At 65.0% G+C, this 25,627-nt stretch carries 28 protein-coding genes; 4 read left to right on the top strand and 24 right to left on the bottom strand.

The genetic code is table 11. The features are described from left to right. The first annotated feature begins 152 nt into the window (after nt 1-152). Entirely contained in the window at nt 153-1,301 is a 1,149-nt protein-coding gene (locus ACO2Q4_RS02530; RefSeq protein WP_311760558.1) for an OmpP1/FadL family transporter, read from the top strand. Between the two features lie 68 nt (nt 1,302-1,369). Here ACO2Q4_RS02530 and murD read toward each other — a convergent pair whose 3' ends face one another. From murD to ACO2Q4_RS02485, 9 genes are all read right to left on the bottom strand, one after another. Then, nucleotides 1,370-2,770 (bottom strand): UDP-N-acetylmuramoyl-L-alanine--D-glutamate ligase, encoded by a 1,401-nt coding sequence (gene murD / locus ACO2Q4_RS02525; RefSeq protein WP_423317085.1) that lies wholly within the window; start codon nt 2,768-2,770, stop codon nt 1,370-1,372. Between the two features lie 79 nt (nt 2,771-2,849). Further along, nucleotides 2,850-3,932 carry a phospho-N-acetylmuramoyl-pentapeptide-transferase gene (gene mraY / locus ACO2Q4_RS02520; protein WP_311760560.1) on the bottom strand — a complete coding sequence of 361 codons (1,083 nt, stop codon included), beginning with the start codon at nt 3,930-3,932 and terminating at the stop codon, nt 2,850-2,852. After that, nucleotides 3,932-5,317, bottom strand: coding sequence for a UDP-N-acetylmuramoyl-tripeptide--D-alanyl-D-alanine ligase (locus ACO2Q4_RS02515; RefSeq protein WP_423317083.1), 1,386 nt, complete (start codon nt 5,315-5,317; stop codon nt 3,932-3,934). The genes mraY and ACO2Q4_RS02515 overlap by 1 nt, the downstream gene beginning before the upstream one ends. Then, on the bottom strand, nt 5,314-6,783 hold the full coding sequence (locus ACO2Q4_RS02510) for a UDP-N-acetylmuramoyl-L-alanyl-D-glutamate--2,6-diaminopimelate ligase (RefSeq protein ID WP_395134989.1): 1,470 nt from the start codon (nt 6,781-6,783) through the stop codon (nt 5,314-5,316). The genes ACO2Q4_RS02515 and ACO2Q4_RS02510 overlap by 4 nt, the downstream gene beginning before the upstream one ends. A 29-nt stretch (nt 6,784-6,812) precedes the next feature. Next, nucleotides 6,813-8,618: a peptidoglycan D,D-transpeptidase FtsI family protein gene (locus ACO2Q4_RS02505; RefSeq protein WP_311760562.1), complete on the bottom strand. Its 1,806-nt coding sequence runs from the start codon at nt 8,616-8,618 to the stop codon at nt 6,813-6,815. Then, nucleotides 8,615-9,025 (bottom strand): cell division protein FtsL, encoded by a 411-nt coding sequence (ftsL, locus tag ACO2Q4_RS02500; RefSeq protein WP_395134990.1) that lies wholly within the window; start codon nt 9,023-9,025, stop codon nt 8,615-8,617. The genes ACO2Q4_RS02505 and ftsL overlap by 4 nt, the downstream gene beginning before the upstream one ends. Beyond that, on the bottom strand, nt 9,025-9,999 hold the full coding sequence (gene rsmH / locus ACO2Q4_RS02495) for a 16S rRNA (cytosine(1402)-N(4))-methyltransferase RsmH (protein ID WP_423317081.1): 975 nt from the start codon (nt 9,997-9,999) through the stop codon (nt 9,025-9,027). Before rsmH ends, ftsL begins: the two co-directional genes overlap by 1 nt. Before the next feature lie 3 nt (nt 10,000-10,002). Continuing rightward, nucleotides 10,003-10,509 (bottom strand): division/cell wall cluster transcriptional repressor MraZ, encoded by a 507-nt coding sequence (gene mraZ, locus ACO2Q4_RS02490; RefSeq protein ID WP_395134900.1) that lies wholly within the window; start codon nt 10,507-10,509, stop codon nt 10,003-10,005. Between the two features lie 690 nt (nt 10,510-11,199). Beyond that, nucleotides 11,200-12,321, bottom strand: a complete 1,122-nt coding sequence (locus tag ACO2Q4_RS02485; protein ID WP_395134901.1) for a P-loop NTPase — start codon at nt 12,319-12,321, stop codon at nt 11,200-11,202. A gap of 336 nt (nt 12,322-12,657) precedes the next feature. On the opposite strand from ACO2Q4_RS02485, the gene ACO2Q4_RS02480 reads away from it, so the two are divergent. Next, nucleotides 12,658-12,876, top strand: coding sequence for a DUF1127 domain-containing protein (locus ACO2Q4_RS02480; protein WP_311760566.1), 219 nt, complete (start codon nt 12,658-12,660; stop codon nt 12,874-12,876). A gap of 615 nt (nt 12,877-13,491) precedes the next feature. Continuing rightward, a complete protein-coding gene (locus ACO2Q4_RS02475) occupies nt 13,492-14,268 on the top strand; it encodes a 23S rRNA (adenine(2030)-N(6))-methyltransferase RlmJ (RefSeq protein ID WP_311760567.1) in 777 nt (258 codons plus the stop codon). Here the strand turns inward: ACO2Q4_RS02475 and ACO2Q4_RS02470 are convergent. The 4 genes from ACO2Q4_RS02470 to gatC are packed head-to-tail and all read right to left on the bottom strand — an operon-like array spanning nt 14,253 to nt 17,242. Then, nucleotides 14,253-14,882, bottom strand: coding sequence for an N-acetylmuramoyl-L-alanine amidase (locus ACO2Q4_RS02470; RefSeq protein WP_423317078.1), 630 nt, complete (start codon nt 14,880-14,882; stop codon nt 14,253-14,255). The genes ACO2Q4_RS02475 and ACO2Q4_RS02470 overlap by 16 nt on opposite strands. Beyond that, nucleotides 14,879-15,451 carry a hypothetical protein gene (locus tag ACO2Q4_RS02465; RefSeq protein WP_423317076.1) on the bottom strand — a complete coding sequence of 191 codons (573 nt, stop codon included), beginning with the start codon at nt 15,449-15,451 and terminating at the stop codon, nt 14,879-14,881. Before ACO2Q4_RS02465 ends, ACO2Q4_RS02470 begins: the two co-directional genes overlap by 4 nt. Before the next feature lie 22 nt (nt 15,452-15,473). After that, entirely contained in the window at nt 15,474-16,958 is a 1,485-nt protein-coding gene (gene gatA, locus ACO2Q4_RS02460; RefSeq protein WP_423317074.1) for an Asp-tRNA(Asn)/Glu-tRNA(Gln) amidotransferase subunit GatA, read from the bottom strand. Further along, nucleotides 16,955-17,242, bottom strand: a complete 288-nt coding sequence (gatC, locus tag ACO2Q4_RS02455; RefSeq protein WP_311760571.1) for an Asp-tRNA(Asn)/Glu-tRNA(Gln) amidotransferase subunit GatC — start codon at nt 17,240-17,242, stop codon at nt 16,955-16,957. Before gatC ends, gatA begins: the two co-directional genes overlap by 4 nt. 126 nt (nt 17,243-17,368) lie before the next feature. Here gatC and ACO2Q4_RS02450 point away from each other — a divergent pair, with 126 nt between their 5' ends. Next, on the top strand, nt 17,369-18,061 hold the full coding sequence (locus ACO2Q4_RS02450) for a metal-dependent hydrolase (RefSeq protein ID WP_311760572.1): 693 nt from the start codon (nt 17,369-17,371) through the stop codon (nt 18,059-18,061). A 120-nt stretch (nt 18,062-18,181) separates the two neighbouring features. Here the strand turns inward: ACO2Q4_RS02450 and ACO2Q4_RS02445 are convergent, their stop codons facing one another. From ACO2Q4_RS02445 to ACO2Q4_RS02395, 11 genes are all read right to left on the bottom strand, one after another. Then, nucleotides 18,182-18,346: a hypothetical protein gene (locus tag ACO2Q4_RS02445; RefSeq protein ID WP_311760573.1), complete on the bottom strand. Its 165-nt coding sequence runs from the start codon at nt 18,344-18,346 to the stop codon at nt 18,182-18,184. A 134-nt stretch (nt 18,347-18,480) separates the two neighbouring features. After that, entirely contained in the window at nt 18,481-19,260 is a 780-nt protein-coding gene (locus ACO2Q4_RS02440; RefSeq protein ID WP_311760574.1) for a succinate dehydrogenase iron-sulfur subunit, read from the bottom strand. A gap of 63 nt (nt 19,261-19,323) precedes the next feature. Next, a complete protein-coding gene (locus ACO2Q4_RS02435; protein ID WP_395134904.1) occupies nt 19,324-19,635 on the bottom strand; it encodes a hypothetical protein in 312 nt (103 codons plus the stop codon). Next, on the bottom strand, nt 19,635-19,988 hold the full coding sequence (locus ACO2Q4_RS02430; RefSeq protein ID WP_395134905.1) for a hypothetical protein: 354 nt from the start codon (nt 19,986-19,988) through the stop codon (nt 19,635-19,637). The genes ACO2Q4_RS02435 and ACO2Q4_RS02430 overlap by 1 nt, the downstream gene beginning before the upstream one ends. After that, entirely contained in the window at nt 19,988-21,790 is a 1,803-nt protein-coding gene (sdhA, locus tag ACO2Q4_RS02425) for a succinate dehydrogenase flavoprotein subunit (protein WP_311760577.1), read from the bottom strand. The genes ACO2Q4_RS02430 and sdhA overlap by 1 nt, the downstream gene beginning before the upstream one ends. Before the next feature lie 8 nt (nt 21,791-21,798). Next, nucleotides 21,799-22,188, bottom strand: coding sequence for a succinate dehydrogenase, hydrophobic membrane anchor protein (locus ACO2Q4_RS02420; RefSeq protein WP_423317070.1), 390 nt, complete (start codon nt 22,186-22,188; stop codon nt 21,799-21,801). A gap of 14 nt (nt 22,189-22,202) precedes the next feature. Further along, nucleotides 22,203-22,595, bottom strand: coding sequence for a succinate dehydrogenase, cytochrome b556 subunit (sdhC, locus tag ACO2Q4_RS02415; RefSeq protein ID WP_395134907.1), 393 nt, complete (start codon nt 22,593-22,595; stop codon nt 22,203-22,205). Between the two features lie 285 nt (nt 22,596-22,880). Then, nucleotides 22,881-23,915: a MaoC family dehydratase gene (locus ACO2Q4_RS02410; protein WP_423317068.1), complete on the bottom strand. Its 1,035-nt coding sequence runs from the start codon at nt 23,913-23,915 to the stop codon at nt 22,881-22,883. After that, a complete protein-coding gene (locus ACO2Q4_RS02405) occupies nt 23,912-24,118 on the bottom strand; it encodes a DUF1737 domain-containing protein (RefSeq protein WP_311760581.1) in 207 nt (68 codons plus the stop codon). Before ACO2Q4_RS02405 ends, ACO2Q4_RS02410 begins: the two co-directional genes overlap by 4 nt. A 1-nt stretch (nt 24,119) precedes the next feature. Further along, the gene (locus tag ACO2Q4_RS02400) at nt 24,120-24,671 is read right to left on the bottom strand and encodes an NnrU family protein (protein ID WP_311760582.1); all 552 of its coding nucleotides are present in this window, start codon (nt 24,669-24,671) and stop codon (nt 24,120-24,122) included. 44 nt (nt 24,672-24,715) lie between these two features. Next, on the bottom strand, nt 24,716-25,555 hold the full coding sequence (locus ACO2Q4_RS02395) for an HpcH/HpaI aldolase/citrate lyase family protein (RefSeq protein WP_423317066.1): 840 nt from the start codon (nt 25,553-25,555) through the stop codon (nt 24,716-24,718). Nucleotides 25,556-25,627: the final 72 nt, after the last annotated feature.

Raw genomic sequence — 25,627 nt, 5'->3', positions numbered from 1 at the left:
AGGATCGCGGCTGTTGTAGAGTGGTCGCACCGACACGCCTAATGATTGAACGCCCCTTTCGACGTCGCGTCAGTCAGGCCATACGATTGACGGGGGCGTCACCGCGGCCAAAAGCTCGGCTCAGGCCTTTGGGCCACGAATGGGAGGAAAACATGAAAAAGACGATGACCGGGCTGGCCCTGTTGCTGACCAGCGCCGCACCAGTCCTGGCCGGAGGCATCGAGCGCGCGCCGCAATCGATCGCGGTGCTGTTCGAACAGGGCAAATATCTGGAACTCAGCTTCGGCGGTGTGACCCCGGATGTCTCGGGCCGCGATCTCGACATCTATGGCGGCAGCAAGACGGGCGACGTCGCGCAGGGCTATGGCTTCATGGGCCTGGCCTACAAGCAGCAGTTCACCGACAACCTGTCGGGCGCCTTCATCATGGAGCAGCCCTTCGGCGCGGACATCCTGTATGATCCCTCGGGTTCGCTGATGCTGGGCGGAACCGCGGTCGAGGTGAACTCGACGACTTATACCGCACTGCTTCGCTACAAGTTCGAGAACAACTTCTCGGTCCATGGTGGTCTGCGCGGCTCTCATGCGGACGGCAACGTGACATTGCAGGGCCTCGCCTATGGTCCTCTGTCCGGCTACAACGTCGATCTGGACGGCGCCTGGGGCGTGGGCTGGGTCGCGGGTGCATCCTATGAAGTCCCGGATATCGCGGCGCGCATCTCGCTGACCTACAACTCTCCGATCGAACATGATTTCGACACGACCGAGACGCATCCCGGCATCGCCGGTGCGCTGCCCCCGATCGATGTGGACAGCAGCACCACGGTCAAGACGCCGCGTTCCTGGGTGCTTGAAGGTCAGACCGGCGTGGCCGCGGACACGCTGCTTTACGGCTCGATCCGTTGGGTGAAATGGTCCGAATTCAAGGTCGATCCGCAGGTCCTGGTCTCGGCCCCGCCCGGCGGCTTCGGCGTTGAGGACGGCCTGGTCGAGCTTGAGGACACGACGACCTATACCATCGGCATCGGCCGCAAGTTCACCGAGAACTGGTCGGGCACCGCCTCGATCACATATGAGCCGGAAACCGACGACCTGGTGTCCCCGCTGGCGCCGACCAACGGGCGCAAGGGCGTGACGGTGGCCGCGATCTACACGATGGACCAGATCAAGATCACCACCGGCATCAGCTACATGAAGCTGGGCGATGCCTATGCCGAAACCGGAACCCCGGACGAGAAACGCGCCAAGATGTCGGGCAACGACCTTTGGGGCATCGGGATGCGCATCGGCTACAACTTCTGAGCCAGCGCAACCGAACGACAAAGGCCCCGCGATGCGGGGCCTTTTCCTTTGCACGTGAAGCTGTCGCGTCAGTCCTTCAGCGCATTGACCAGCTGGGTGAAATGCTCGCCCCGCTTCTCGAAATTCGGATACTGGTCAAAGCTGGCCGCGGCGGGTGCCAGCAGGACGGTGTCACCCGGCTGCGCCTCTTCTCGGGCGCGGGCGACCGCCTGCTCCATCGTTTCGGCGATCTCATAGGGGGTCTGGCCGATCTGCAAGGCGAAATCGCGGGCCGAGTGGCCGATCAGGTAGGCCTTGACCACCTGGCCCAGATGCGGCCCCAGCGCCTCGATCCCGCCTTCCTTGCCCATGCCCCCCGCAATCCACCGGATGTTGGTAAAGGCATTCAGCGCCTTGGCCGCGGCGTCGACATTGGTGGCCTTGCTGTCATTGACCCAGCGCACGCCGCCGATCTCGGCCACGGTCTGACTGCGATGCGGCAGGCCAGCGAAGCTGTGGAAGGCGCGCTCGATCTCGCGCGGGGCGATCCCGACCGAACGGGCGGCCGCATAGGCGGCACAGGCGTTCTGGTGGTTGTGCTCTCCCGGCAGGCCCGTCACTTCCCGCAGGTCGATCGAGGCGACCTGGCGACCCTTGCGATATTCCGACAGGAACCCCTTGCGGGCAAAGACCGACCAGCCGAAGCCTTCCAGCTTCTGACCCGAGGAAACCCGGATCACCCGAACGTCCGCCTGTCCCATGCCCAGCTGGTTCGCAAGATAGCGCCCCTCGGCCTCGTCGACGCCGATCACGGCTCGATCCGGCCCGCCTTCGGCGAACAGCCGGCGCTTGGCCGCGAAATAGCCGCCGGGGCCGCCGTGACGGTCCAAGTGATCGGGCGAAAGGTTGGTGAAGACCGCGATGTCGGGGGTCAGCGCGCGGGCCAGATCGGTCTGATAGCTGGAAAGCTCAAGCACGATCACCTCGCCATCATGGGCGGGTTCCAGCGACAGCACGCCGGTTCCGATATTGCCGCCGATCTGGGTCGGACGGCCCGCCTCTTTCAGGATGTGATGGATCAGGGCGGTGGTCGTCGACTTGCCGTTCGACCCGGTGATCGCGATCACGCGCGGGGCGGTGTCGAACTGGTCCCAGTCACGCGTCGCAAAGCTGCGGAAAAACAGCCCGATATCGTTGTCGACGGGCACGCCAAGCTCATAGGCCTTGGCGATGACAGGATGGGGACGGGGATAAAGATGCGGGATGCCCGGGCTGGTAATCAGGGCCGAGACCCCTTCCCAGCTTTGGTCGCGGGTCAGGTCAAGGACGGTCATGCCTTCGGCAGCCGCCTGTTCACGCGTATCGACACCGTCGTCCCAGACGACGACATTCGCCCCGCCCGCCGCAAGCGCGGCCGCGGTGGCCCGCCCCGACCGGCCAAGGCCGAGGACTGCGATGGTCTGGTTTTCGACACCCTGAACCGGGATCATGCTTTTTCCTTCGCGATGAGAGGCCGGGGGCGCTTCGCCCCCCGGACCCCCCGAGGGTATTTGGAAAACGGTGACGGGATCAGCGCAGCTTGAGCGTTGCGAGACCGATCAGGGCCAGCACCAACGCGATGATCCAGAAGCGGATCACGATCTGCGCCTCGCCCCAGCCCTTCTTCTCGAAATGGTGGTGGATCGGGGCCATCAGGAAGACGCGGCGACCGGTGCGCTTGAAGTAGAGGACCTGGATGATGACCGACAGCGCCTCGACCACGAAAAGGCCGCCGACGATGGCCAGCACGATCTCGTGCTTGGTGACAACCGCAATGGCACCCAGCGCCCCGCCAAGCGCGAGCGAGCCCGTATCGCCCATGAACACGGCCGCAGGCGGCGCGTTATACCACAGAAAGCCCAGCCCGCCCCCGATCAGCGCGGCGACGAAGACCGCAAGCTCGCCGGTGCCGGGGACGAAGTGAACGCCCAGGTAATTGGCGAAATTGGCGTTCCCGACCATGTAGGCGATGACCGCGAAAGTCGCCGCGGCGATCATGACCGGCATGATGGCAAGCCCGTCCAACCCGTCCGTCAGGTTCACCGCATTGGCCGCGCCCAGAATCACGAGGACCGAAAAGGGAATGTAGAGCAGGCCCAGATTGATCAGCGCGTCCTTCATGAACGGCAATGCAAGCTGACCGCTGAGCGCGGCGGGATGCATGTATGCCGCCGCCGCCGCCGCCCCTGCCGAGATGCACAGCCCGATCAGCAAACGCACGCGGCCCGACAGGCCCGCATGGTGCTGCTTGGTCACCTTGGCATAATCGTCGGCAAAGCCGATCGCCGCAAAGCCCAGCGTCACAGCCAGAACAATCCAGACATAGCCATTGTCGAGGCGCGCCCAAAGCAGCGTGCCCACGACCAGGGCGGCCAGGATCAGCAGCCCCCCCATCGTCGGGGTTCCTGCCTTCGAGAAGTGATTCTGCGGTCCGTCATCGCGGATCGGCTGGCCCTTTTTCTGCTTGCGCCGCAAAAGGTCGATCAGCGGGCGACCGAACATAAAGCCGAAGATCAGCGCCGTGAAGAAGGCCCCACCGGCCCGAAACGTGATATACCTGAAAAGGTTGAAAAAATCCCCGCCGTCGGAGAGCGTCGCGAGCCAATAGAGCATTACTCTTTCCTTTCGCCAGGCGGCGTGCTTTGCCGTGTCCGGCGCAGGGCGTCAACCACTGCTGACACTTTCGACGATTTCGACCCCTTCACGAGCACGATATCGCCGGCGGCGACCAGATCACCGACCCGTGCGGCAAGGTCGGCGGCGTTTTCGGCATGCTGGCCGCGCCGCGTGGGGGGAAGCGCGTCATGCAGCGCCTTCATCAGGGGCCCGGCGGTATGAACAAGATCGATCTCAGCCATGGCCGCGTCCTCGGCCATGGTGCGGTGCATTTCGATTTCTTCGGGGCCAAGCTCCAGCATGTCGCCCAGGATCGCGACACGGCGGCCCCCGGTCAGGCGGACCAGCGTTGCCAGTCCCGCCGAAAGCGAGGTCGGGTTCGAATTATAGGCGTCGTCGATCAGGCGGATGCCGCCCAGTTCCTCAACCGCGCCGCGGCCCAAGGGAGGCTGCCAAGCAGACAGCGCCTTTCCAGCCGCCGCGACATCGGCGCCCGCCGCCGCCAGCGCGGCAAGAACGCCAACCGCGTTCATCACGAAATGCGTTCCCGCCGTGGCAAGATCGAAATCCACCGTCTCGCCCAGAATACGCGCACGCACGCGGGTCGCGCCGTCGGCAGTCTCGGCTTTCAGCGGCCGCGCCACGCCCTGCTGGCCGAATCCGACCACGATCGCGCCCGATTCGTCGGCGCAATCACGCAGCAAGGGCGTCACCGCCAGATCCTCGGGGATGACGGCGGTGCCCGGCTGGATCAGGCCGCGAAAAATCGCGCCCTTCTCGCGCGCGATCCCCTCTATCGCACCAAAGGCCTCAAGATGGGCCGCGGCGACGGTGGTGATCATGGCGACATGCGGGCGGGCCAGCCGCGCCAGCGGCTCGATCTCGCCCGGATGGTTCATGCCGATCTCGATGATTGCGAAATCCGTGTCGGCCGGCATCCGCGCCAGCGTCAGCGGCACGCCCCAATGGTTGTTGTAGCTGGCTTCGGCAGCATGGATTTTGCCCTGCCCGGCAAGCGCGACGCGCGCCATTTCCTTCGTCGAGGTCTTGCCGACCGAACCTGTGATCGCGATCACCTTGCCCGACATCCGCGCGCGGCCCGCACGGCCCAGCGCCTCAAGCGCGGCCAGGACATCGGGGACGACCAGCAGGGCTGCATCCTCCGCCACATCTTCGGGAACACGGCTGACCAGCGCCGCGGCGGCGCCTTTGGCCAGCGCCTGCGCGACGAAATCATGCCCGTCCCGCGCCGCCTGCAGGGCAACGAACAGGTCGCCCGGCTGGATGGTGCGGGTATCGATCGAGACGCCACCGATCGCGAAATCACGGGTGACGCGGCCACCGGTCGCGGCGGCGGCATCCTGCGAGGTCCAAAGGGTCATATCTTGCCATCCAGCGCCGCGACGGCCACCGAGGCCTGCTCGGCATCGTCAAAGGGATAAATGTCGCTGCCGATGATCTGGCCGGTCTCGTGTCCCTTGCCTGCGATCAGCAGCGCGTCACCCGGCTGCAGGGCATCGACGCCGCGCAGGATTGCCTCGGCCCGGTCGCCAATCTCGATGGCGTCAGGCCCCGCCCCGGCCATGACCTCGGCCCGGATGGCGGCCGGATCCTCGGATCGGGGGTTGTCGTCGGTGACAAAGACCAGATCAGCATGGTCGCGAGCCGCCTCACCCATCAGCGGGCGCTTCAGCCGGTCGCGATCGCCACCCGCGCCGAAAACCACGATGATCCGGCCCATCACATGCGGGCGCAGCGATTGCAGGGCCGAGGCGAGCGCCCCCGGCTTGTGGCTGTAATCGACGAAGACGGCAGCACCATTTTCGCGCATTGCGGCCAACTCCATCCGGCCGCGCACGGTGATCAGGCTGGGCAATGTCTCGATCACGCGGCTGGGCTCATCCCCCGCAGCGATGGCAAGCCCTGCGGCGGCCAGCACGTTTTCTGCCTGGAAGCCTCCGATCAGGGCCAGCCGGACCAGATGCGCCTGGCCCTTGAACGAGAATCGCAGATCCTGACCGGTGGCGTCGTAGCGTTGGCCCAGGATACGCAGATCGGCCGCGCCATCGCGGCCCACTGTGGTCAGGTCCAGTCCGCGGTCACGGGCAATCTCGGCCATCTGGCGGCCACGGGCGTCGTCGATGTTGATGACCGCGCCCGCGCCCTCGTCCAGCACATGGTTGAAGAGCAGCGCCTTGGCCGCGAAATATTCGTCGAAGTCCTTGTGGTAATCCAGGTGGTCCTGGCTGAAATTGGTGAAGGCCCCGGCCTTCAGCCGCACCCCGTCCAGTCGCCGCTGGTCCAACCCGTGGGAAGACGCCTCCATCGCGGCATGGGTGACACCAATGGCGGCTGCCTCGGCAAGGACGCGGTGCAGCGTCAGGGGGTCGGGCGTGGTATGGGCAAGCTTCGCCTGATAGTCGCCCTGCACGCCCATGGTGCCCAGGCTGATGGCGCGGTGGCCCAGTTCCTGCCAGATCTGCCGGGTGAAGGTTGCGACCGAGGTCTTGCCCGAAGTCCCGGTGATGCCCACGACGGTGTCGGGCTGCTGACCGAACCACAAGGCGGCGGCGGCGGCCAGGACGGCGCGCGGATCCTCGGCCACGACCAGCGCGGCATCAGTGCCGGACAGGACGGGCGCCGCAATTTCGGCCCCGGCGCGATCGGTCAGCACCGCGGCGGCGCCCTGGCGCAGCGCGTATTGAATGAACTCTGCCCCGTGCAGGGCCGATCCGGGCAGCGCCGCGAACAGATGCCCCGGCTGAACAGTCCGGGAATCGACCGAGATCCCGGTCACCTCGGGATCGCGCCCCTTGTCCCCCCTTAGCCCCAGAAGGGACAGCCGCATCGTCCTGTCAGTCACGCAACCCTCGTATCTCAGTTCGAGACGAGCTTTAGCCCATCTGTCAAAGGCCGTTCAACCATAGGCAGCGGGTGTTCGGTGATCGGGCGCAGCCCCAGCAGAGGGGCAAGGCGGCGGATCATCTCGCCCGCGACCGGTGCAGAGGTCATGCCCGCCGTCCGGCTTTCGCCGCCGCCGGCAAGTCCGGCCGAAGGTTCGTCCAGCGTCAGCACCAGGACATATTTCGGATCGCTGACCGGAAAGACCGAGGCCAGGGTCGAGACGTTCTTGTTGTGGTAATAGCCCCCCGTCGGACGCGGCTTGTCCGCGGTCCCGGTCTTGCCCGCAACCTCGTAGCCCTCGATATTGGCCGAGCGGGCGGTGCCGCGGGTCACGACCTGGCGCAGCAATGCAAGCGCGGTCTTGGCGGCCTCAGGGGACAGGACCTGTTCGCCATCGCGGCGCTGGCGTTCATGAACCAGCGTCGGGCGGACGCGCTTTCCGCCATTGGCGATGGTGGCATAGGCCGTGGCAAGATGCAGCGGGCTTGCCGCAAGCCCGTGACCGAATGCCACGGTGGCCGAGGTTACGGCAGGCCAGCGCTGCGGCACCAGCGGGCGACCGGTCGGCGCCTCGCTCAGTTCCAGCGGCGTCGGCTCAAACAGGCCCAGCTTCTGCAGGAAGTCCTTTTGGCGATCTGCGCCCAGCAATTGCGCGATGCGCACCGTCCCGACGTTCGATGACTTCACGATGATGTCGGTCACCGAAAGCTGGCTGCCATAGCTGTGGAAGTCGTTGATCAGGTATTTCCCGATCTTCATCGGCGTGGTCGAGTTGATCATCGTCGTCGGGCTGACCAGTTTCAGGTCCAGCGCCTGCGCGACAGGGAAAATCTTGAACGTCGAGCCAAGCTCGTATTGCCCCTGCACGGCCCGGTTGAACAGCGGGCTGTCCGACGCGTCTCCCTTGAGCAGCGGCCGCGGCCGATCGTTCGGGTCGAAATCTGGCAGGCTGGCCAGTGCCACGACCTCGCCCGTCTTCACCTCCATCAGCACGGCGGTCGCGCCCTTGGCACTCATGACCTTCATGCCATTGGCAAGCACGTCCTCCATCGCGGACTGGACGGTCAGGTCCAGCGACAGGGTCAGCGGTGCACCATCATTGGCGGGATCGCGCAACCAGCGGTCGAAAGCCTTCTCGACGCCGGCGACGCCGACGACCTCGGCGCTGGCCACGTCCTCCTTGCCGAAGGTCGAGCCGCCAAGGATGTGGCTGGCGATGCGCCCGTTGGGATATAGCCGCATCTCGCGCGGGCCGAACAACAGGCCGGGTTCGCCGATGTCATGGACCGCCTGCATCTGTTCGGGAGAGATTTTCTTCTTGATCCACAGGAAGCTGCGCTTGCCCGAGAAATCCTTCCTCAGACGCTCGACATCCAGATCGGGAAAGATCGCGGCCAGCTTTTCGGCCGCGCCCTGCGGATCGACCATCTGACGGGGATGGGCGTAAAGCGAATGGGTCAGCAGGTTCGTCGCAAGAACGCGTCCATAGCGGTCGGTGATGTCCGCCCGCTGCGACATGATCTGCGCGCCCGTCACCTGGGTTTGCGGCTCACTGGGATGGGTCGAGGCGAGCGCACCCATGCGCACCCCGACGACCCCGAAAGCCCCCACGAAGGCCAGAGCCAGGATGAACAGCCGCCCCTCGGCCCGATGGCGCGCGCCGTCCTGAATGACGGCGTGACGCTGGGCGCGGTTCTCGGCCTCGATGACGTCTGGATTCTCGCCTTTTTCGCGGGCCCGGAGAATGCGCGCCAGCGGGCGCAGGGGGGTGCGGATCATGGCGTCCTCTCCTGTGGTCTGAGCGGCGGGAAACCGGCAGGGCGTTCGACGGGCACCGCGCCTGTCCCCAGACCCGCGCCGGCCAGCGCGGCGGCGGGATCGGAAGGTTGCGGCGCGACAGGAACCGGGAACGCGACCTGCCCAACATCGACATACTGGTCGGCGCTGAAAGGAACGAGCTTCAGCTTCTCGAAATTCAGGTTCACCAGCTCGCGCAGGCGATCGGGGCGGTTGAGATAGGACCACTCGGCGCGCAGCACGCCCAGATCCTCGCGCAGGGTCGCGATCTCGCGCTGCGCCTTGCCCAGGTCGGTCAATGCGGCCTGCGTGCTGTAATTCTCGCGATAGGCCCAGAAAGCCAGTCCCATCACCACCAATGTCGTCAGCAGGTAAAGGACAGAGCGCATCATGAACCCCTGTAATCCAGCCGGGGCAGCCCCAGCGATCCAGGATCAACCCCGCCCGCGGGGGCTGCGGTGCGGATGCCCACGCGCAGCAAGGCCGAGCGTGAGCGCGGATTCTGCGCAAGCTCCGCCTCGTCCGGGCCGATGGCGCGGCGGAAGGGCAGCTTGAAGGCGGGCTCTGTCTGCACAAGCTCTGGCGCGTGACGGCTGCCGCCACCCGCGCTGTTCGACCGCGCCTGCATGAACCGCTTGACGATCCGGTCCTCAAGCGAATGGAAGCTGACGACAGCCAATTTGCCGCCCGGCTTCAGCACCCGCTCGGCCGCGGCAAGCCCTGCGACCAGCTGGCCGAATTCGTCATTGACCCAGATGCGGATCGCCTGGAAGGCGCGGGTCGAGGGATGGCTCTGCCCCGGCTTGGGCCGCGGCAGGCAGGATGAGACGACTTCGGACAACTGTCCGGTACGGGTCAGCGGGCGTGCCGCGACGATCGCGCGGGCAATGCGGCGCGAGCCACGCTCTTCACCGTACAGGTAAAGCACGTCCGCGATGACGGCTTCGGGCGCGGTGTTCAGCAGATCGGCCGCGGTCGGGCCGTCGCCGCCCATGCGCATGTCCAGCGGACCGTCGCGCAAAAATGAAAATCCGCGCTCGGCCTGGTCAAGCTGCATCGAGCTGACGCCCAGATCCAGGACAACCCCGTCCACCTGTTCGCCCGCCAGCCGGTCCATGTCCGAAAACGTGCCCTCGACCAGCCGCAGACGGTCGCCGTGGCTGCCCGCCCATTCCGCCGCCATGCGAAAAACCGAAGGATCGCGATCGATGCCGATGACGCGGTCCGCGCCTTGCGCTAGCAACCCGCGGGCATAGCCGCCCGCGCCGAATGTGCCGTCGATCCAGGTCCCGGACACAGGCGCAACGGCCCGCAGAAGCGGGCCAAGCAGGACGGGGATATGGGGATCTTCCGTGTGAGCCATCCCCTACCCCTCTTCCTTGTGGGCCGGGGCAAGCAGCGACAGGGGATCGGCGCCCGGTTCGAAATCCGGGACCAGTCCTTCGATGCGGCGCTCCTCGTCGGCGTAATTCTCGGGGGACCACACCTTCAGGCTGTCGCCGGCCGAAATGAAGAAGGCGCTGTCGACAAGCCCGATCTTCTCGCGCAGCTTCTGCGGAAGGACCAGGCGGCCATCGCCGTCGATCTCGGTTTCCTCGGCATGGCCGTGATAGATGTTTTCCAGCAAGTTGCGCTCTGCGCTGCCGCGACCCAGTTTCGAGATCTGGTCGTCGATGTCGTCCATCGCCTCGATGGTGAACAGCTGCAGGTGCTTCCAGTCGCGGGTGCCGTAGACGATGACCAGCTGGGGGCGCTTGCCAGCGGACCAGTCGGGATCGCTCGCCTCGAAGACCCGCCGAAACTTGGCCGGGATCGAAACGCGACCTTTCGCGTCGACCTTGACCTCTTCGGATCCTCTGAACCTGCGCGCCACTGTCCGCGCTCCTTCCCACTGTCCCTGCCCTTTTCCGTTTGCCGGAAAAGGAAAGGGCGGATCGGGCTGCTGCCACTGCCCGATCCGCCGCCCTCGTTCCCATCTCTGGGCCCCGTAGTTTCGGGGATCGACCTTCGTGTTTGCGCCACCTGGGGGAGGTGCTGCTCGCGCGCCACAAAGGCCATTTTCGGAAAGCGGGTGCCTGTATGAAGCCTGCTTTTCGCCTTGGGGTCTTGTTGCCCCTTGAGCCCGTTTCCGTGAGGAAAGGGATGACATGGGAATGCATGGGACGCAATGGGTTTGTTTGGCTGCAATCGGGGCGCGAGCGGGAGTTTGCCCGTGAACATCGGCCGAACCGAATCTGACCTCATCTTTCGGAACGGAAGGTTTGGAAGTCTCGCGCGATCAAACCACTACATATGGTAGTTCAGGAAAGGTGGGGCAAAAATCCCACAATTTCCCAAAAACGCGGCCGGACCCCCTGCCCACGGCCCTCGAAAGCGATAAGACGGCCCGCCGGGCGCCTCGCGATTCTCGGGCGAACATGGGACTTCACGACGAGTCACGCTGCGGTGATTCGAATCTGGGGGCCGGTTCCCATGAAATCCCGAAGTTCTCCCGATCCTCCGCGACCATGAAAAAAGGGGCCGCGACGCGGCCCCCTTGAGATTGGATGCGGGTCTGACCAGGTCAGGCCATGCCGCCGCCGATCAGTCGGTCGGCCAGTCGGGCAAAGGCCTGCGCCACCGGACCCTCGGTCGCAGCGATCGGCGTGCCTGAATCCCCCGCCAACCGCACGTCAAGGTTCAGGGGGATCTCGCCCAGGAAGGGCAGACCCAGCTCCTTTGCCTCGGCAGCGACACCGCCATGTCCGAAAAGATGCGCCTCATGTCCGCAATTCGGACAGATGTAGGTCGACATGTTTTCGACCAGACCCAGAACAGGGGTCTTCAGCTTGTTGAACATGTCGATGGCGCGGCGCGCGTCGATCAGCGCCACGTCCTGCGGGGTCGAGACGATCAAAGCCCCCGTCACCTGCGCCTTCTGGCACAAGGACAGTTGCACGTCGCCGGTGCCGGGCGGCAGGTCCACCAACAGCACGTCCAGCTCGCCCCATTTCACCTGGTTCAGCATTTGCTGCAGCGCGCCCATCAGCATCGGACCGCGCCAGACCAGAGCCTCGCCCTCTTTCATCATCAGCCCAAGGGACATGACGGTGACGCCGTGGGCGTGAAGCGGCTCGATCATCTGGCCGTCGCTGGTCGGCTTCTGGCCGGTCAGGCCCAGCATCCGCGGCTGCGAGGGACCATAGATATCGGCATCCAGCAGCCCGACCCGGCGTCCGGCCCGTGCCAGCGCAACGGCAAGGTTCGAGGTCAGCGTGGATTTCCCCACGCCACCCTTGCCCGAACCGATGGCCAGGATGCGCGCGACGCCGCTGACCGGGGCAGGCCCGGCCTGCGGGGTCGGATGTCGTCCGATCTTGAGACTGGGCGGCGGTTCGGCGCCCGCCTGCCCCGACCGGGCGACCACATCACCCGCCGGCGCCGCAGCCCGGCGCGGGGCGGCCGGCGCGGTCGTCACGATCTGGACCTTCTCGACGCCGGGCAGTGCCGCAAGACGCCTCTGCGCCTCGGCCTCGACCGGGGCAAGGTTGCGGGCAATCTCGGGATCACTGGCCTCGATGACGAATCGAACGGTCCCGCCATCCACCGTAAGGGCCCGGACAAGATCGGCCGAGATCAGGTTTCCGCCCCCCGGAACCGCTATCTGCTGCAGTTCGAAAAGCACAACTTCTCGTGAAATGGCCATATCGCCTCCGGATTCAAAGCGGGGGCAGCATGTCAACTTCGCGGCCCCTCGGCAAGCCGCCGACACCCCCCGAAATACTAAACGCCTGATCCCTCACAGAACTTGCCGGGGATTATTGCGGATTCCTTGATACTGACCCAAAGGCAAAACAAAAAAACCAGTTTTATGAAGCTCTTGACCCTTGGACTTTCAAAAGCCATTCCATTTCTGCATAGCAGCATCACGCCCCCAGCTATTGTGCAAGCGCAGCGAAAAGAGCATGTTCGCCCTAACAGAGCGACGGGCCGGAAACGGAAAACAGACCCGAAGCTCAAACGCCAAAGTAGAGTGAATGATATGGCTGTTCTGGATCTGAACCAAGGTGCCGCCCAACGCGGCGAAGGACGCTTCGGGAACCTGTTTGCCGACCTGCGCGATTACCTTGCGCGTCGGGCCCTGTTCCGCCAGACCGTCCGCGAGCTGAACGACCTGTCGGGTCGCGAGCTTGCCGACCTGGGGATCAACCGCTCGATGATCCGCAGCGTGGCTTACGAAGCCGCCTGGGGCTCGAAGTAAGAATTAGAATACCCGACCCACTCCTCCTCCCTTGGGTCTGGGTTTAGGCGACATCCTCTCTCCTCCTCCCTGAGGATGTCGCCGCTCCAATACCGTGAAGCCCCTCCTCCTCCCTGGGCTTCGCAGTTCAGGCGGCGCCCTTCTCCTCCTCCCTGAGGGCGCCGCCGACCAGATACCGTAGGACCCCCCTCCTCCCTGGGTCCTGCAGTTCAGGCGGCGCCCCTCTCCTCCTCCCTGAGGGCGCCGCCGACAGTTACGGTGAAACCCCTCCTCCTCCCTGGGTTTCACGGTTCCGGCGGCTCCCCCTCCTCCTCCCTGGGGATGCCGCCACCGACACGGCGAAGCCCCTCCTCCTCCCTGGGCTTCGCGGTTCAGGCGGCACCCTCCTCCTCCTCCCTGAGGGTGCCGCCACAAAACCACTGTCGGGACCAAGGAATGCGACGGCCCCTCCTCCTCCCTGGGTCGTCAGCTAGCGGTAATGGCCTCCTCCTCCCTGCCATTGCCGCACCAATACGCGGCCCCTCCTCCTCCCTGGGCCGGCGTTCCGCGGCGGTGCCCCCTCCTCCCTGGGCACCGCCGCTTTTCATTTCCGGACAAGACGGTTATTCGCAGGGGATGTTGTCCTATCAGCACGCCTATCACGCCGGGAATCTGGCCGATCTGCAGAAGCACGCGCTGCTTGCGTGGATGCTGGATTACCTGACGCTCAAGCCCAAACCGTTGAGCTATCTGGAAACCCATGCCGGGCGTGGGCTTTACGACCTGTCCGGCCCGGAATCCGAAAAGACCGGCGAGGCCCGCGCCGGCATCACCCGCGCTTTGGCCGAGGACTGGCTGCCCGCCGACCACCCCTTGCGCGGGGCGCTGGATCAGGTTCGCGACCTGCATGGCCCCGACGCCTATCCCGGATCACCGCTGATCGCGCGGTACTTCCTGCGCCCAGAGGACGAGGCCCATCTGGCCGAACTGCACCCGACCGAGCACGAGGCGCTGTCACGCATCGGCGGCTTTGCGCATCTGCATCGGCAGGACGGATTCGCGATGGCCAAGGCCATCTGCCCGCCCACGCCGCGCCGGGGGCTGCTGCTGATCGACCCCAGCTATGAAGTGAAGGCGGATTACGACGCCGTTCCCCGCCACATCGCCCAGATCGCGCGGAAATGGAACGTGGGCGTCATCGCGCTTTGGTATCCGATCCTGACCGACGACCGGCAGAAACCGATGGTCGACGCCTTGCGCCGTGACCACCCGCAGGCGCTGCTGTCCGAGGTGCGCTTTCCGCCCGCAAGGCCGGGACATGGCATGGTCGGGTCCGGCATGTTCGTCATCAACCCGCCCTTCGGGCTGGAGGACGAGGCCCGCCGGATCGAACGGCTTTACGCCCGGCTATAGGCCAGCGCGGCGGCAAGCCTGCGATCCTCGGACTCTTCCGGGCCATCGGCCCAGGGCCGGAACCGCAATCGAAATGCCGAAAGCGTTGCCGGGCTGTCGGGATAGCCGATCCGCCGCAGGCTTTCGGACAGCGGCAGGTCCGCACCCGCCGCCTCGGGCCAAAGCGCCAATCCCTGACGGGCCAGCCTCAGCCAGTCGAAATGCGGGCCGGGGTCGATCTTGCGTTCGGGCGCCATGTCGGAATGCGCGATGATGCCCGAGGCGGGAATCTCCCAGCGCGCCATGATCGCCGCGAGCAATCTTTCCAGCGCCGCCATCTGCGGTTCAGGAAAGGGACGGTCGCCGGGGTTGGCGATCTCGATGCCGATCGAGCGCGAATTCACATCGGCGCGCCCCTGCCAACTGCCCGCGCCCGCGTGCCAGGCGCGCCGATCCTCGGGGACCAGCGCCTCGGTCAGGCCATTTTCGTGGATCAGCCAATGCGCGCTGACCTCGGCTTCGGGATCGCAAAGGCGTGCCCGCGCCGAAGGCCCGTCGGCCATGCCGGTATAATGCAGCACGATCAGCTCGGGCCGCTGCCCGCGCCGGTCGCCGTGGTTCGGAGACAGGCTCAAAGCCCGTTCGACTGCCGAACCGGCCGTGGATCCCAGCCACAGACGAAACCGTCGCCGTCCGGGTCCATCCCTTTCGGGTCGATCAGCGGACCACCCTGCGAGATGAAGCCGCGCTGCGCGGCATCGACCGAAGGATAGGTGCTGCAAAGACGCGCCGCCTGCGCGACCGATCCACCCGTCCGCTTGTAGATCGAACTGCCCGGAGCCTGCCTCTGCTCATAGGCATAACGCACCAGCACCGGCGTCGTCCCGGCATAGGGTCCGCTCGTCGTCACCGGCATGGCACTGCGCGTGCCATCTTTCGTCACGATCTGGACCTTGGCCGGAACGGTCGAGGTTGGCGTTCCACCCACGTCGAGCACGGATGGCGCTTGCGCGGGCAATTGAATTGGAATGGCCTGCGGGACCGGGCCGGTCCCGTGCAATGCCGCCTCGCGTTGCCGAAGATATTTGGAATAGCCCGAGCCGTTGTTGATCGCGCTGTAATTCGGGTTCCAGCCCGTATTCTCGGCACAGGCCATCAACGACAGGACGGGGGCCAGCAACCCCAGCGTCACGAGTCCTCGCATCACGCACACTCCAGTTCTGCGCTTACCACCAGCGCGCCGGTTTCCCGGTAAAGCCTGCCGCAGTTTCCAGTGCCTGCGCAAGGTTCAACAGCCCACCCTCGTCCCAAGGACGACCGATCAGTTGCATTCCAAGCGGCAATCCCTGGCTGTCTAGGCCCACCGGAACCGAAATGCCCGGCAGTCCGGCAAGGTTAAGCGTCACCGTGAAGACGTCGTTCAGATACATCTCGACCGGGTTGCTCTTGTCCGCAGTGCCCAGGCCAAAGGCTGCGCTGGGGGTGGTCGGCGCCAGGATCGCGTCGATGCCAGCGGCATAGGCATGTTCGAAATCGCGCTTGATCAGCGCGCGGACCTTGCGGGCGCGGTTGTAATAGGCGTCATAGAAACCCGCCGACAGGACATAGGTGCCGACCATCACGCGGCGCTGGACCTCGGGGCCAAAACCTTCGGCGCGGGTCTTCTCGTACATCTCGACGATGCCGTCACCCTGCCCCAGCTTCGCCCGACGGCCATAGCGCACCCCGTCATAGCGCGCCAGGTTCGAGGACGCCTCGGCCGGCGCGATGACGTAATAGGCGGGCAGCGCGTATTTCGCATGCGGCAGGCTGATATCGACGATCTCTGCGCCGGCATCCTTCAGCATCTCGGCGGTGCGGGACCAAAGCCGGTCAATCTCGTCCGACAGGCCCTCGATCCGGTATTCCTTGGGAATGCCGATCTTCTTGCCGCGGATGTCGCCGGTCAGAGCGGCCTCGTAATCCGGGACCGGGCGGTCGGCGCTGGTCGAATCCTTCGGATCGACCGAGGCCATGGCCCCCAGCATGATCGCCGTATCGCGCACGGTCTTGGTGATCGGCCCGGCCTGATCCAGCGACGAGGCATAGGCAATCACGCCCCAGCGGCTGACCCGGCCATAGGTCGGGCGCAGACCCACGGTGCCGGTAAAGGCCGCAGGCTGGCGGATCGAGCCGCCGGTGTCGGTCCCGGTTGCGCCAAGGCACAGGTCGGCCGCCACCGCCGCCGCCGAGCCGCCGGACGATCCGCCTGCGGTCCGGTCGATGCCGTCACCCAGTTTCCACGGGTTGACCGTCGGGCCATAGACGCTGTTTTCCGTCGACGAACCCATCGCGAACTCGTCCTGGTTCACCTTGCCCAGCATGACCGCGCCCTGATCCCACAGGTTCTGGGTCACGGTCGATTCATATTGCGGCAGGAAACCTTCCAGAATGCGGCTGGCCGACTGGCTGGGCACGCCGCGCACGCAGAAAAGATCCTTCACGCCCACCGGAATCCCGGTCATGGCGGCGGCATTGCCCGCCTTGATCCGCGCATCGGCTGCGACGGCCATGTCGCGCGCCTTTTCAGGCGTCTGATGGACAAAGGCGTTCAGTGCGCCCGAGCCTTCGATCGCCGAAAGGCAGGCATCGGTCAGTTCGACCGCGGTCACTTCGCCCTTGGCCAGCGCGTCGCGGGCCCCGGCGATGGTCAGTTTGTTCAGATCGCTCATTCCACCACCTTCGGCACGGCAAAGAAGCCTTCGCGCGCATCCGGCGCATTCTTCAGGACCAGATCCTGCATCTCGCCGTCGGTCACGACATCCTCGCGCCGCTTCAGGCGCATGGGTTCAACGCCGGTCATCGGTTCGACACCCTCGACATCGACTTCGTTCAACTGTTCCATGAAATGCAGGATGCCGTTCAATTCCTGCGCCAGCGCAGGCAGGTCCGCGTCATCGACCGCGATGCGCGACAGGTGCGCGACCTTGCGGGCTTCATCCTCTGTGATCGACATGGGGGCTCCTTTTCACTTGGCCGAGGGTTTACCCCCCACGCCCGGTCGGGGCAAGCGCGGGCATGGGAACTTTACGCGCGGCAGCGGGCTTGGCAGGATGCGCGCAGCGAAAAAGGAGCCTCTTCCATGAAACTGACCTGGCTTGGCCATTCCGGCTTCCGCCTCGAGATCGAGCAGGCCGTGATCCTGATCGATCCATGGCTGTCAGGAAACCCCGTCTTTCCCGATGATCAGAAGCAGAATGCGATCGCAGGCGCGACGCATATCCTGCTGACCCACGGGCATGGCGACCATACCGGCGACACGCTGTCCATCGCGCGCGAGTTGAACGTGCCGGTGGTCGGGATCTATGATCTGATCAGCACCTGGCAGACCCACCAAGGTATCCAGGGCCTGGGCTTCAACAAGGGTGGCACCGTCGACCTGGGCGGGGCAAAAGTCACGATGGTCAACGCCGCCCATTCCTCCTCCCTCGAAGGGAATGAGGGACCGGTCTATGCCGGCCACGAATCCGGCTACATGATCGCCGGCGAAGGCCATGTCATCTATGTCTCGGGCGATACCGACATCATGGCCGACATGTCGTGGATGGGCGAATACCACCAGCCCGATATCGGGATCCTGTCAGCGGGCGGGCATTTCACCATGGACATGAAGCGTGCGGCCTGGGCGGCGAAGAAGTACTTCAACTTCAAGACCGTGATCCCGTGCCATTACAAGACCTTCCCGCTGCTCGAACAGGATGCCGAGGCGCTGAAGGCCGGCTTGCCCGGCGTCAAGGTCATCGAACCCCAGGTGATGGTCGCGATCGACCTGTAGTCGCCGCGCCTGACCGCAGAACCACTCAACCGTGCGACACGCGAAACTGGTGAGAATCTGGGACGAAAGCAAAAGGCGCGACCGATCGGCCGCGCCAGCATTTCCAGGGATCCTGCCGGATCAGGCGGCGAGGCGATCCTCGGCGCTTTCCAGCGGCAGGGGTTCGAAGCTGAAATAACCAAACATCTGTTCCAGCACGGCCATTGCTTCGGCGGCAGTCTTTTCCGCGCGGCGGTTCAGGACGGCGACGGTGGCGGGGTTCTGCAGGGTCTCGGCGGTCTTCATCGGGCAACTCCGGATCGGAAGGACATCAATCTCTCCCCGCCGGAACAAATAACGCCGCGGCGCAGCAATTTCCAGTGCGGCGACGCGGCGTAAAGAGACTTGGGCCGTCATAGCGGCCATGCCCTGAGGGCAGATCAGACGACCCGATCGACCATCATGTGCTTGATCGAAGCGATGGCCTTGGCCGGGTTCAAGCCCTTGGGGCAGGTGTTCGTGCAGTTCATGATCGTGTGGCAACGATACAGCTTGAACGGATCTTCCAGCGCATCCAGACGTTCGCCCGTCGCCTCGTCGCGCGAGTCGATGATCCAGCGGTACGCGTGCAGCAGTGCTGCCGGGCCAAGGTAACGATCGCCGTTCCACCAGTAGCTGGGGCACGCGGTCGAGCAGGACGCGCACATGACGCATTCATAAAGACCGTCCAGCTTCTTGCGGTCCTCGATCGACTGGCGCCATTCCTTGTCCGGTGTCGGGGTCTCGGTGATCAGATAGGGGTTCACCGAGGCGTGCTGCGCATAGAAATGCGTCAGGTCCGGGATCAGGTCCTTGACCACCGGCATATGCGGCAGCGGATAGATGTTGACGTCCTTGCCGGTGACCTCGTCGATGCCGAAGATGCAGGCCAGCCGGTTGCCGCCGTCGATGTTCATCGCGCAGGAACCGCAGATCCCCTCGCGGCAAGAGCGGCGGAAGGTCAGGGTCGGGTCGATCTCGTTCTTGATCTTGATCAGCGCGTCCAGAACCATCGGGCCGCATTTGTCGAGGTCGATGAAATAGGTGTCGATCCGCGGGTTTTCTCCGGTATCCGGATCCCAGCGATAGATGTTGAAGCGGCGGACATTCTTGCCCTCGGGCTTCGGCCAGGTCTTGCCGACCCGCATGCGGCTGTTCTTGGGAAGGGTAAGTTGGACCATTGGGTAACTCCTGGTGGTCAGACCGCCGTCATGCGGTAGGCTTGTCAGGGCGGGCAGCGGACGTCACGACGCCCTCCAACCCGGTTGTTCGTAAAGCGGTCGCGAAGGCGGCTGGCCCGAACGGCGCAGCACGCAATCCTCGAACACTTCGGACGGATCGCGCCCCGCCATGTAGTCCGAGGACACGCCGACCGAGAAATAACCGCCCCGGAAACCGTCGGAGCCGACGCCGAAGCCGGCCTCGGTCCGCGGTCCGCTGGCGTCGCGCGCCGCCGTCAGGCAAGAGCGCTCGGCCTGGTCGACAGGGACCGGCGCGCAAGCCGTCAACCCCAGCATCGCCGGGGTCAGAAGGCAAAGCGCGCCGCGAGGTCGCATCAGGCAGCGCCCTTGGCCGCGGCAGCGGCACCGGCGATGCATTGCGTCGTCGTCGGACGGCTGACGATCCCGGCAACCGTGCTGCTGGCGCTGGATGCCGAATCCGCGATCGTGGCCAGTTCGGCCGAGGTCGCGTTCTGCATCACGCAGTCGGTATAGGGGGCGACGTTGGCGCCCGGCAGGCGGCGCGCCATCTCGCGGTTGACGACAACCCGCGCGTTCGAGCGGGCCGCATCGGGCACGACCACCGGCGGTGCGACCGTCGGGGCCGGTGCGGGAACGCCCGCGGGATTCTGGACCACGCAGCCCGACAGGGCCAACGCGGAAGCAGTCATGATCAGCAGGAAACGCATCAATAAACCCTCGCTTTCGGTGCGATTTTCTTCAGATCGATCCCGCCTTCCTCGTGGGTGGTCAGAGGTTCGAGGTGAACGGGCCGATAGCCGAGTTTAACATCGTTGCCTTCGATCCAGGCAAGCGAGTGCTTGCGCCAGTTGGCATCATCCCGCTCGGGCCAATCCTCATGGGCATGGGCACCGCGGCTTTCCTTGCGCGCTTCGGCGGCGACGATCGTCGCCAGCGCGTTCGGCATCAGGTTGGTCAGTTCCAGCGTTTCCATCAGGTCGCTGTTCCAGATCAGGCTGCGATCGGTGACCTTGAGGTCGTTCAGCTTGCTGGCGATGACCTTCATCTTGTCGGCGCCCTCGGCCAGCGTCTTGTCCGTGCGGAAGACGGCGGCGTCGGCCTGCATGGTGCGCTGCATCTCAAGGCGCAGCTCGGCGGTCGGGACAGTGCCGTTCGCATTGCGGATGCGGTCGAAGCGGTCCAGCGCCTTGTTCACAGATTCCGTGTTGGTGACGGGGATCGGCGTATCGCGGTCGATCACCTCGCCCGCGCGGATCGCGGCGGCGCGGCCAAAGACCACGAGATCGATCAGCGAGTTCGAGCCAAGACGGTTCGCCCCATGGACCGAGGCGCAGCCGGCCTCGCCCACCGCCATCAGGCCGGGGAAGACCGCTTCCGGGTTTTCCTCGGTCGGGTTCAGCACTTCGCCCCAATAGTTGGTGGGGATGCCGCCCATGTTGTAGTGAACGGTCGGCAGGATCGGGATCGGCTCGCGCGTCACGTCGACACCGGCGAAGATGCGCGCGGATTCCGAGATGCCCGGCAGACGCTCGGCCAGGCTTTCCGGCGGAAGGTGCTGCAGGTTCAGGAACATGTGGTCCTTGTGCTCGCCCACGCCACGGCCTTCGCGGATCTCCAGCGTGATGCAGCGCGAGACGACGTCACGGCTGGCCAGATCCTTGTAGGTCGGGGCATAGCGTTCCATGAACCGCTCGCCTTCCGAGTTCGTCAGGTAGCCGCCTTCGCCGCGGGCGCCTTCGGTGATCAGGCAGCCCGAGCCATAAATGCCGGTCGGGTGGAACTGAACGAACTCCATGTCCTGAAGCGGCAGGCCCGCGCGGGCGACCATGCCGCCGCCGTCGCCGGTGCAGGTATGGGCCGAGGTGGCGCTGAAATAGGCGCGGCCATAGCCGCCGGTGGCCAGCACGACCATCTTGGCGTTGAAGACGTGAATCGTGCCGTCATCCAGCTTCCAGCAGACGACGCCGGTGCATTTGCCGTCGGTGACGATCAGGTCGAGCGCGAAATACTCGATGAAGAATTCCGCCTTTTCCTTCAGCGACCGGCCATAAAGCGTGTGCAGGATGGCGTGGCCGGTGCGGTCGGCGGCGGCGCAGGTGCGCTGCACCGGCGGGCCTTCACCAAATTCGGTGGTGTGGCCGCCGAAGGGGCGCTGATAGATCTTGCCTTCTTCGGTGCGCGAGAAGGGCACGCCGTAATGCTCAAGTTCGTAAACGGCCTTGGGGGCTTCGCGCGCAAGGTATTCCATCGCGTCGGTGTCGCCCAGCCAGTCCGACCCCTTGACGGTGTCGTACATGTGCCATTGCCAGTTGTCCGGGCCCATGTTCGCCAGCGAGGCGGCGATACCGCCCTGCGCCGCAACGGTATGCGAACGGGTCGGGAAGACCTTGGTCACGCAGGCCGTGCGCAGGCCCTGTTCGGCCATGCCCAGCGTCGCGCGCAGACCGGCGCCGCCGGCGCCCACGACAACCACGTCATAATCGTGCGTTTCGTATTTGTAATCTGCCATGGGGAACCTCAAAGGACGACGATCGCGCCCAGGCCCATGCGGACCAGCGCGTAAACGGCAGTGGCGATGACCGCCCAGCCGAAGATGACGGAGATGATGATCGCGGCCTTGCGGGTGCAGCCCTGGAAGTAGTCGTCGATCATGATGCGCGTGCCCTTGATGAAGTGCACCATGCCCACGATGACGAACATCGCCGTGATCAGCGCCGGAAGCGGGCGCGCGAAATAGGCCAGGACCAGTTCGCGCGGCAGGCCGATGGCCCGGGCGATGGTGACCATGAACAGCGGCGTCAGGATTGCCAGCGCAACGGCGCTGACGGTCATCTGCCAGTGATGGAGGGTGCCCGAATGTGCGGAACCCAGTCCTTCGGCGGATTTGCGGGGGGTGATGTAACGCATGTCTCCGCCTTTCCTCAGAACAGGAAGAAGATGATCAGGGTAAGGACCGCAAGCGCGACCGAGCCGCCGATCACGGCCTGGCTGGACTTTTCGGCCTGACCGATCTCAAGCCCGTAGCCCGCGTCATAGAACAGGTGCCGGATCCCGGCGAGCAGGTGATACCACAATGCCCACATCGACCCGGTCAGGATGATGAAGCCAAGCCAGGACCGCACCACCCAGTCGGCGCAGGCGAATGCGCCCGGCGAGGCGACGGCGGCGGCAAGCCACCAGACGATCAGCACAATACCGGCAACCAGCGCATGACCGGTAATCCGGGTCATGATCGAAGTGACGGCGGCGAGTGGCAGGCGGTAAACCTGCAGATGCGGTGACAGCGGCCGGTTGCCCCGGTTGACGTCAGCCATGATGTGCTCTCCTGCGTTCAGGGGCCCTCACAGCACGGCGGCTGGCGGCAAGGGCTGGCCGAGAAATTGGGTTTGCTTCTATTCGTTTTGTCGCATCTGTCACGGTTCGCGGCCAGACGAAAGGGGGAATAAGGGAAAAATCCACCCTTTGTGATCACGCAAATGTGGCCTGTGATCACGCTTCCGCGCATCGATGCCGGTGATTGCGGTATCATTCCGGCGGGTCAGACGGAACCGCGATTCCCAAGCGATTCCGTCACGTTTCGGGTTTGGGTGAACCCCGCCCTAAAGCGGGATCAGGGCCCAATAGTCCAGGTCCAGCAAGACCTCGGGCGCATAGGCACCGGCCTGGCCCCGCAGGGGAAGCTCGCCCGCCGCACCCTTGTGCGCGACCAGCCGCAAACGGATCGCACCAATGCCCGGCGCATCGGTCGGGGCCTTGTCCAGCACCTCGGACCAGGCCCGGATCGTATCGCCCGCATGACAGGGATTGGCATGCGCGCCAGCGTTCAGCGCCACCATGACCTGCGCATTGGCCAGCCCGTTGAAGGACAACGCGCGCGCCATGCTGATGACATGGCCGCCATAGATCAGGCGCTTGCCATCTTCGCGGATCGTCGCGTCAAAATGGACCTTGGCAGTGTTCTGCCACAGACGCGTGGCAAGCATGTGTTCGGCCTCTTCAACAGTCACGCCGTCGACATGGTCGATCGTCTCTCCGATCTCGTAGTCGCCCCACCTATGGGGTTCGCCAGCCAGGTCGAAGTCATAGCGGCTGAAATCCAGCCCTTCGGGGACGACCAGATCCTGCGCGGCAACGACCTTGGCCAGATCCGGGACCACGGTTTCGGGCGCGGGTGCGGCCGGATCGCGCTTTCGCACCATTGCCCAGCGGACATATTCCAGCACCGCATCGCCCATCTGGTTCAGGCCGCGCGTGCGCACCCAGACGATGCCGGACTTGCCGTTGGAATTCTCGCGCAGGCCGATCACCTCGGATTCCGCGCGCAGCGTGTCACCGGGCCAGACCGGGCGAAGCCAGCGCCCCTCGGCATAGCCGAGATTGGCGATCGCATTCAGGCTGATATCGGGAACCGTCTTGCCGAAGACGACATGAAAGGCCAGCAGGTCATCCATCGGGCTGCCGTCCAGCCCGCAATCGACAGCGAATTCATCCGACGAGTAAAGCGCGTGCCGTGCCGGGTAAAGCGCGTGATACAGCGCGCGCTCGCCCTCGGCGATGGTGCGGGGGATGGCGTGACGGATGACCTGGCCGACCTGGTAATCCTCGAAGAAGCGTCCGGGGCTGGTCTTGCTCATTGCTGGCCCAGCTTCATTTCGGGGTGATACGCCGTCTCGATGTCCTTGGTGACTGCCTGCGCGCAGCGCATGACCCCGCGCACCGGATCGAAGGCGATCGAGGGCGCGCCATGCAGCTCCCATCCCTTCGACAAGGCAAGGCTGACCTTGTGGCAGAAATCCGAGGTGTCGTCCTCGGTCAGCAGTCGGTAGATCTTGGACATGTCAGGCTCCGAAAGGGTTGTAGCCCAGCCAGCGGTGGATCATCCCCACCACCAGCAGGACAAGGACGGCGCCCACGGCCGCCATGATTTCCTTGCGCGGCGGGAACGGCCCCGCGGGCGGAACCCAGCCAGGCTGGGCGCGATTGATCGTCACCATCTCGGCCAGCGCCCAGATCAGCAGGCCGCCGAACAGGATGAAGCTGGGCAGGTCGCCATTCACCAGCAGATGGGCCACGGCCCAAAGCGAGAACCCGGTCAGTTGCGGGTGACGCAGGCGTGCGGTGATCCGCGTCTTCATGCCGTCGGCCGCGAACAGGTAGAAGGCCGCCAGCACCAGCAGGTTGTTGATCCCCTTCAGCGGCGCCGAGGCCCCCCACCAATAGGGGCCGTCGCTTGAGCGATAGCCAAGGATCATCAGCAGGACCGAGACAGCCAGCGCCGCGGCGACCATCCCCCTGCCCTTGTCGCCCATGCCAGCACGCGCGGCAGGGGCAAGCCGTTTGAAGAAATGTGCGCCCCACCACAGCGCGACTCCGAGGATCAGGATGAACATCTGGCTGACTTTCCTTGCTGGATGCGATTGCGGGCAGATTGGACCTAAGCGCCCAGCCGGGCAATCGCTTCCGCCCGCGCGATCGTGTCGCGCGCGGTTGCGACATGAAGGTTCTCGACGATCCGGCCATCGACTACGGCGACGCCGCGCCCCTGCCCCTTTGCCTCGTCAAAGGCTGCGATCTGACGGCGCGCGAGGTCCAGCTCATCCTCGGACGGGGCGAAGACCCTGTTGGTGATCTCAAGCTGCGCGGGATGGATCAGGGTCTTGCCGTCAAAACCCATGTCGCGCCCCTGTTCGCATTCCGCCCGCAGGCCCGCGTCATCCTTGAAGGCGTTGAAGACGCCGTCGAGGATGACCAGCCCGTGGGCGCGCGCCGCCAGCATGCACAGGCCCAGCCCCGCCATCATCGGCAACCGATCCGCGCGAAAGCGCGCGTTCAGTTCCTTGGCAAGATCGTTCGTGCCCATGACCATGCCGTGGATCCGGGGATGGGCGGCGATTTCCGAGGCGTTCAGCATCCCCTCGGCCGTTTCCATCATCGCCCAAAGAGGCGTCTCGGGAACCAGATCCGCCACGCGGTCCACATCCGCAGACCGGCTGACCTTGGGCACCAGCACCGCATCGGCCCCATGTGCAAAGGCGCGGGCATCGCTTTCGCCCCATTGCGTGTCCAGCCCGTTGATCCGCACGATGCGCGCCCGCCCACCGTAATCGGCCAGCAAAGCCTGGGACAGCAACTCACGCGCCGTCTCCTTTTCCGCGGGCGAAACCGCGTCTTCAAGATCGAAGATGATGGCGTCGGCGGACAAGGACCGGGCCTTTTCCATCGCGCGGGCATTGGCGGCGGGGATGTACAGGACTGAGCGGTAAGGTCGGGTCATGAGGCCTCGCGAAATATTCTTGCGCGAAGCTGCATGGAAACGAGACGAATCGCAAGCCTTCATTCGCCGCAC

The sequence above is a fragment of the Paracoccus sp. KR1-242 genome (assembly GCF_049446195.1).
In the GTDB taxonomy this organism is placed as follows: Bacteria; Pseudomonadota; Alphaproteobacteria; order Rhodobacterales; family Rhodobacteraceae; genus Paracoccus; species Paracoccus broussonetiae.
Note: the sequence above shows the minus strand (reverse complement) of the source record. Positions and strands in the feature narration are given on the sequence as shown.

Excerpts from the sequence above, each read along its gene's own strand:
- ACO2Q4_RS02530 (WP_311760558.1), top strand. The coding sequence starts at position 153 with ATGAAAAAGACGATGACCGGGCTGGCCCTGTTGCTGACCAGCGCCGCA.
- murD (WP_423317085.1), bottom strand. The coding sequence starts at position 2,770 with ATGATCCCGGTTCAGGGTGTCGAAAACCAGACCATCGCAGTCCTCGGC.
- mraY (WP_311760560.1), bottom strand. The coding sequence starts at position 3,932 with ATGCTCTATTGGCTCGCGACGCTCTCCGACGGCGGGGATTTTTTCAAC.
- ACO2Q4_RS02515 (WP_423317083.1), bottom strand. The coding sequence starts at position 5,317 with ATGACCCTTTGGACCTCGCAGGATGCCGCCGCCGCGACCGGTGGCCGC.
- ACO2Q4_RS02510 (WP_395134989.1), bottom strand. The coding sequence starts at position 6,783 with ATGCGGCTGTCCCTTCTGGGGCTAAGGGGGGACAAGGGGCGCGATCCC.
- ACO2Q4_RS02505 (WP_311760562.1), bottom strand. The coding sequence starts at position 8,618 with ATGATCCGCACCCCCCTGCGCCCGCTGGCGCGCATTCTCCGGGCCCGC.
- ftsL (WP_395134990.1), bottom strand. The coding sequence starts at position 9,025 with ATGCGCTCTGTCCTTTACCTGCTGACGACATTGGTGGTGATGGGACTG.
- rsmH (WP_423317081.1), bottom strand. The coding sequence starts at position 9,999 with ATGGCTCACACGGAAGATCCCCATATCCCCGTCCTGCTTGGCCCGCTT.
- ACO2Q4_RS02485 (WP_395134901.1), bottom strand. The coding sequence starts at position 12,321 with ATGGCCATTTCACGAGAAGTTGTGCTTTTCGAACTGCAGCAGATAGCG.
- ACO2Q4_RS02480 (WP_311760566.1), top strand. The coding sequence starts at position 12,658 with ATGGCTGTTCTGGATCTGAACCAAGGTGCCGCCCAACGCGGCGAAGGA.
- ACO2Q4_RS02475 (WP_311760567.1), top strand. The coding sequence starts at position 13,492 with ATGTTGTCCTATCAGCACGCCTATCACGCCGGGAATCTGGCCGATCTG.
- ACO2Q4_RS02465 (WP_423317076.1), bottom strand. The coding sequence starts at position 15,451 with ATGCGAGGACTCGTGACGCTGGGGTTGCTGGCCCCCGTCCTGTCGTTG.
- gatA (WP_423317074.1), bottom strand. The coding sequence starts at position 16,958 with ATGAGCGATCTGAACAAACTGACCATCGCCGGGGCCCGCGACGCGCTG.
- gatC (WP_311760571.1), bottom strand. The coding sequence starts at position 17,242 with ATGTCGATCACAGAGGATGAAGCCCGCAAGGTCGCGCACCTGTCGCGC.
- ACO2Q4_RS02450 (WP_311760572.1), top strand. The coding sequence starts at position 17,369 with ATGAAACTGACCTGGCTTGGCCATTCCGGCTTCCGCCTCGAGATCGAG.
- ACO2Q4_RS02445 (WP_311760573.1), bottom strand. The coding sequence starts at position 18,346 with ATGAAGACCGCCGAGACCCTGCAGAACCCCGCCACCGTCGCCGTCCTG.
- ACO2Q4_RS02440 (WP_311760574.1), bottom strand. The coding sequence starts at position 19,260 with ATGGTCCAACTTACCCTTCCCAAGAACAGCCGCATGCGGGTCGGCAAG.
- ACO2Q4_RS02435 (WP_395134904.1), bottom strand. The coding sequence starts at position 19,635 with ATGCGACCTCGCGGCGCGCTTTGCCTTCTGACCCCGGCGATGCTGGGG.
- ACO2Q4_RS02430 (WP_395134905.1), bottom strand. The coding sequence starts at position 19,988 with ATGCGTTTCCTGCTGATCATGACTGCTTCCGCGTTGGCCCTGTCGGGC.
- sdhA (WP_311760577.1), bottom strand. The coding sequence starts at position 21,790 with ATGGCAGATTACAAATACGAAACGCACGATTATGACGTGGTTGTCGTG.
- ACO2Q4_RS02420 (WP_423317070.1), bottom strand. The coding sequence starts at position 22,188 with ATGCGTTACATCACCCCCCGCAAATCCGCCGAAGGACTGGGTTCCGCA.
- sdhC (WP_395134907.1), bottom strand. The coding sequence starts at position 22,595 with ATGGCTGACGTCAACCGGGGCAACCGGCCGCTGTCACCGCATCTGCAG.
- ACO2Q4_RS02410 (WP_423317068.1), bottom strand. The coding sequence starts at position 23,915 with ATGAGCAAGACCAGCCCCGGACGCTTCTTCGAGGATTACCAGGTCGGC.
- ACO2Q4_RS02405 (WP_311760581.1), bottom strand. The coding sequence starts at position 24,118 with ATGTCCAAGATCTACCGACTGCTGACCGAGGACGACACCTCGGATTTC.
- ACO2Q4_RS02400 (WP_311760582.1), bottom strand. The coding sequence starts at position 24,671 with ATGTTCATCCTGATCCTCGGAGTCGCGCTGTGGTGGGGCGCACATTTC.
- ACO2Q4_RS02395 (WP_423317066.1), bottom strand. The coding sequence starts at position 25,555 with ATGACCCGACCTTACCGCTCAGTCCTGTACATCCCCGCCGCCAATGCC.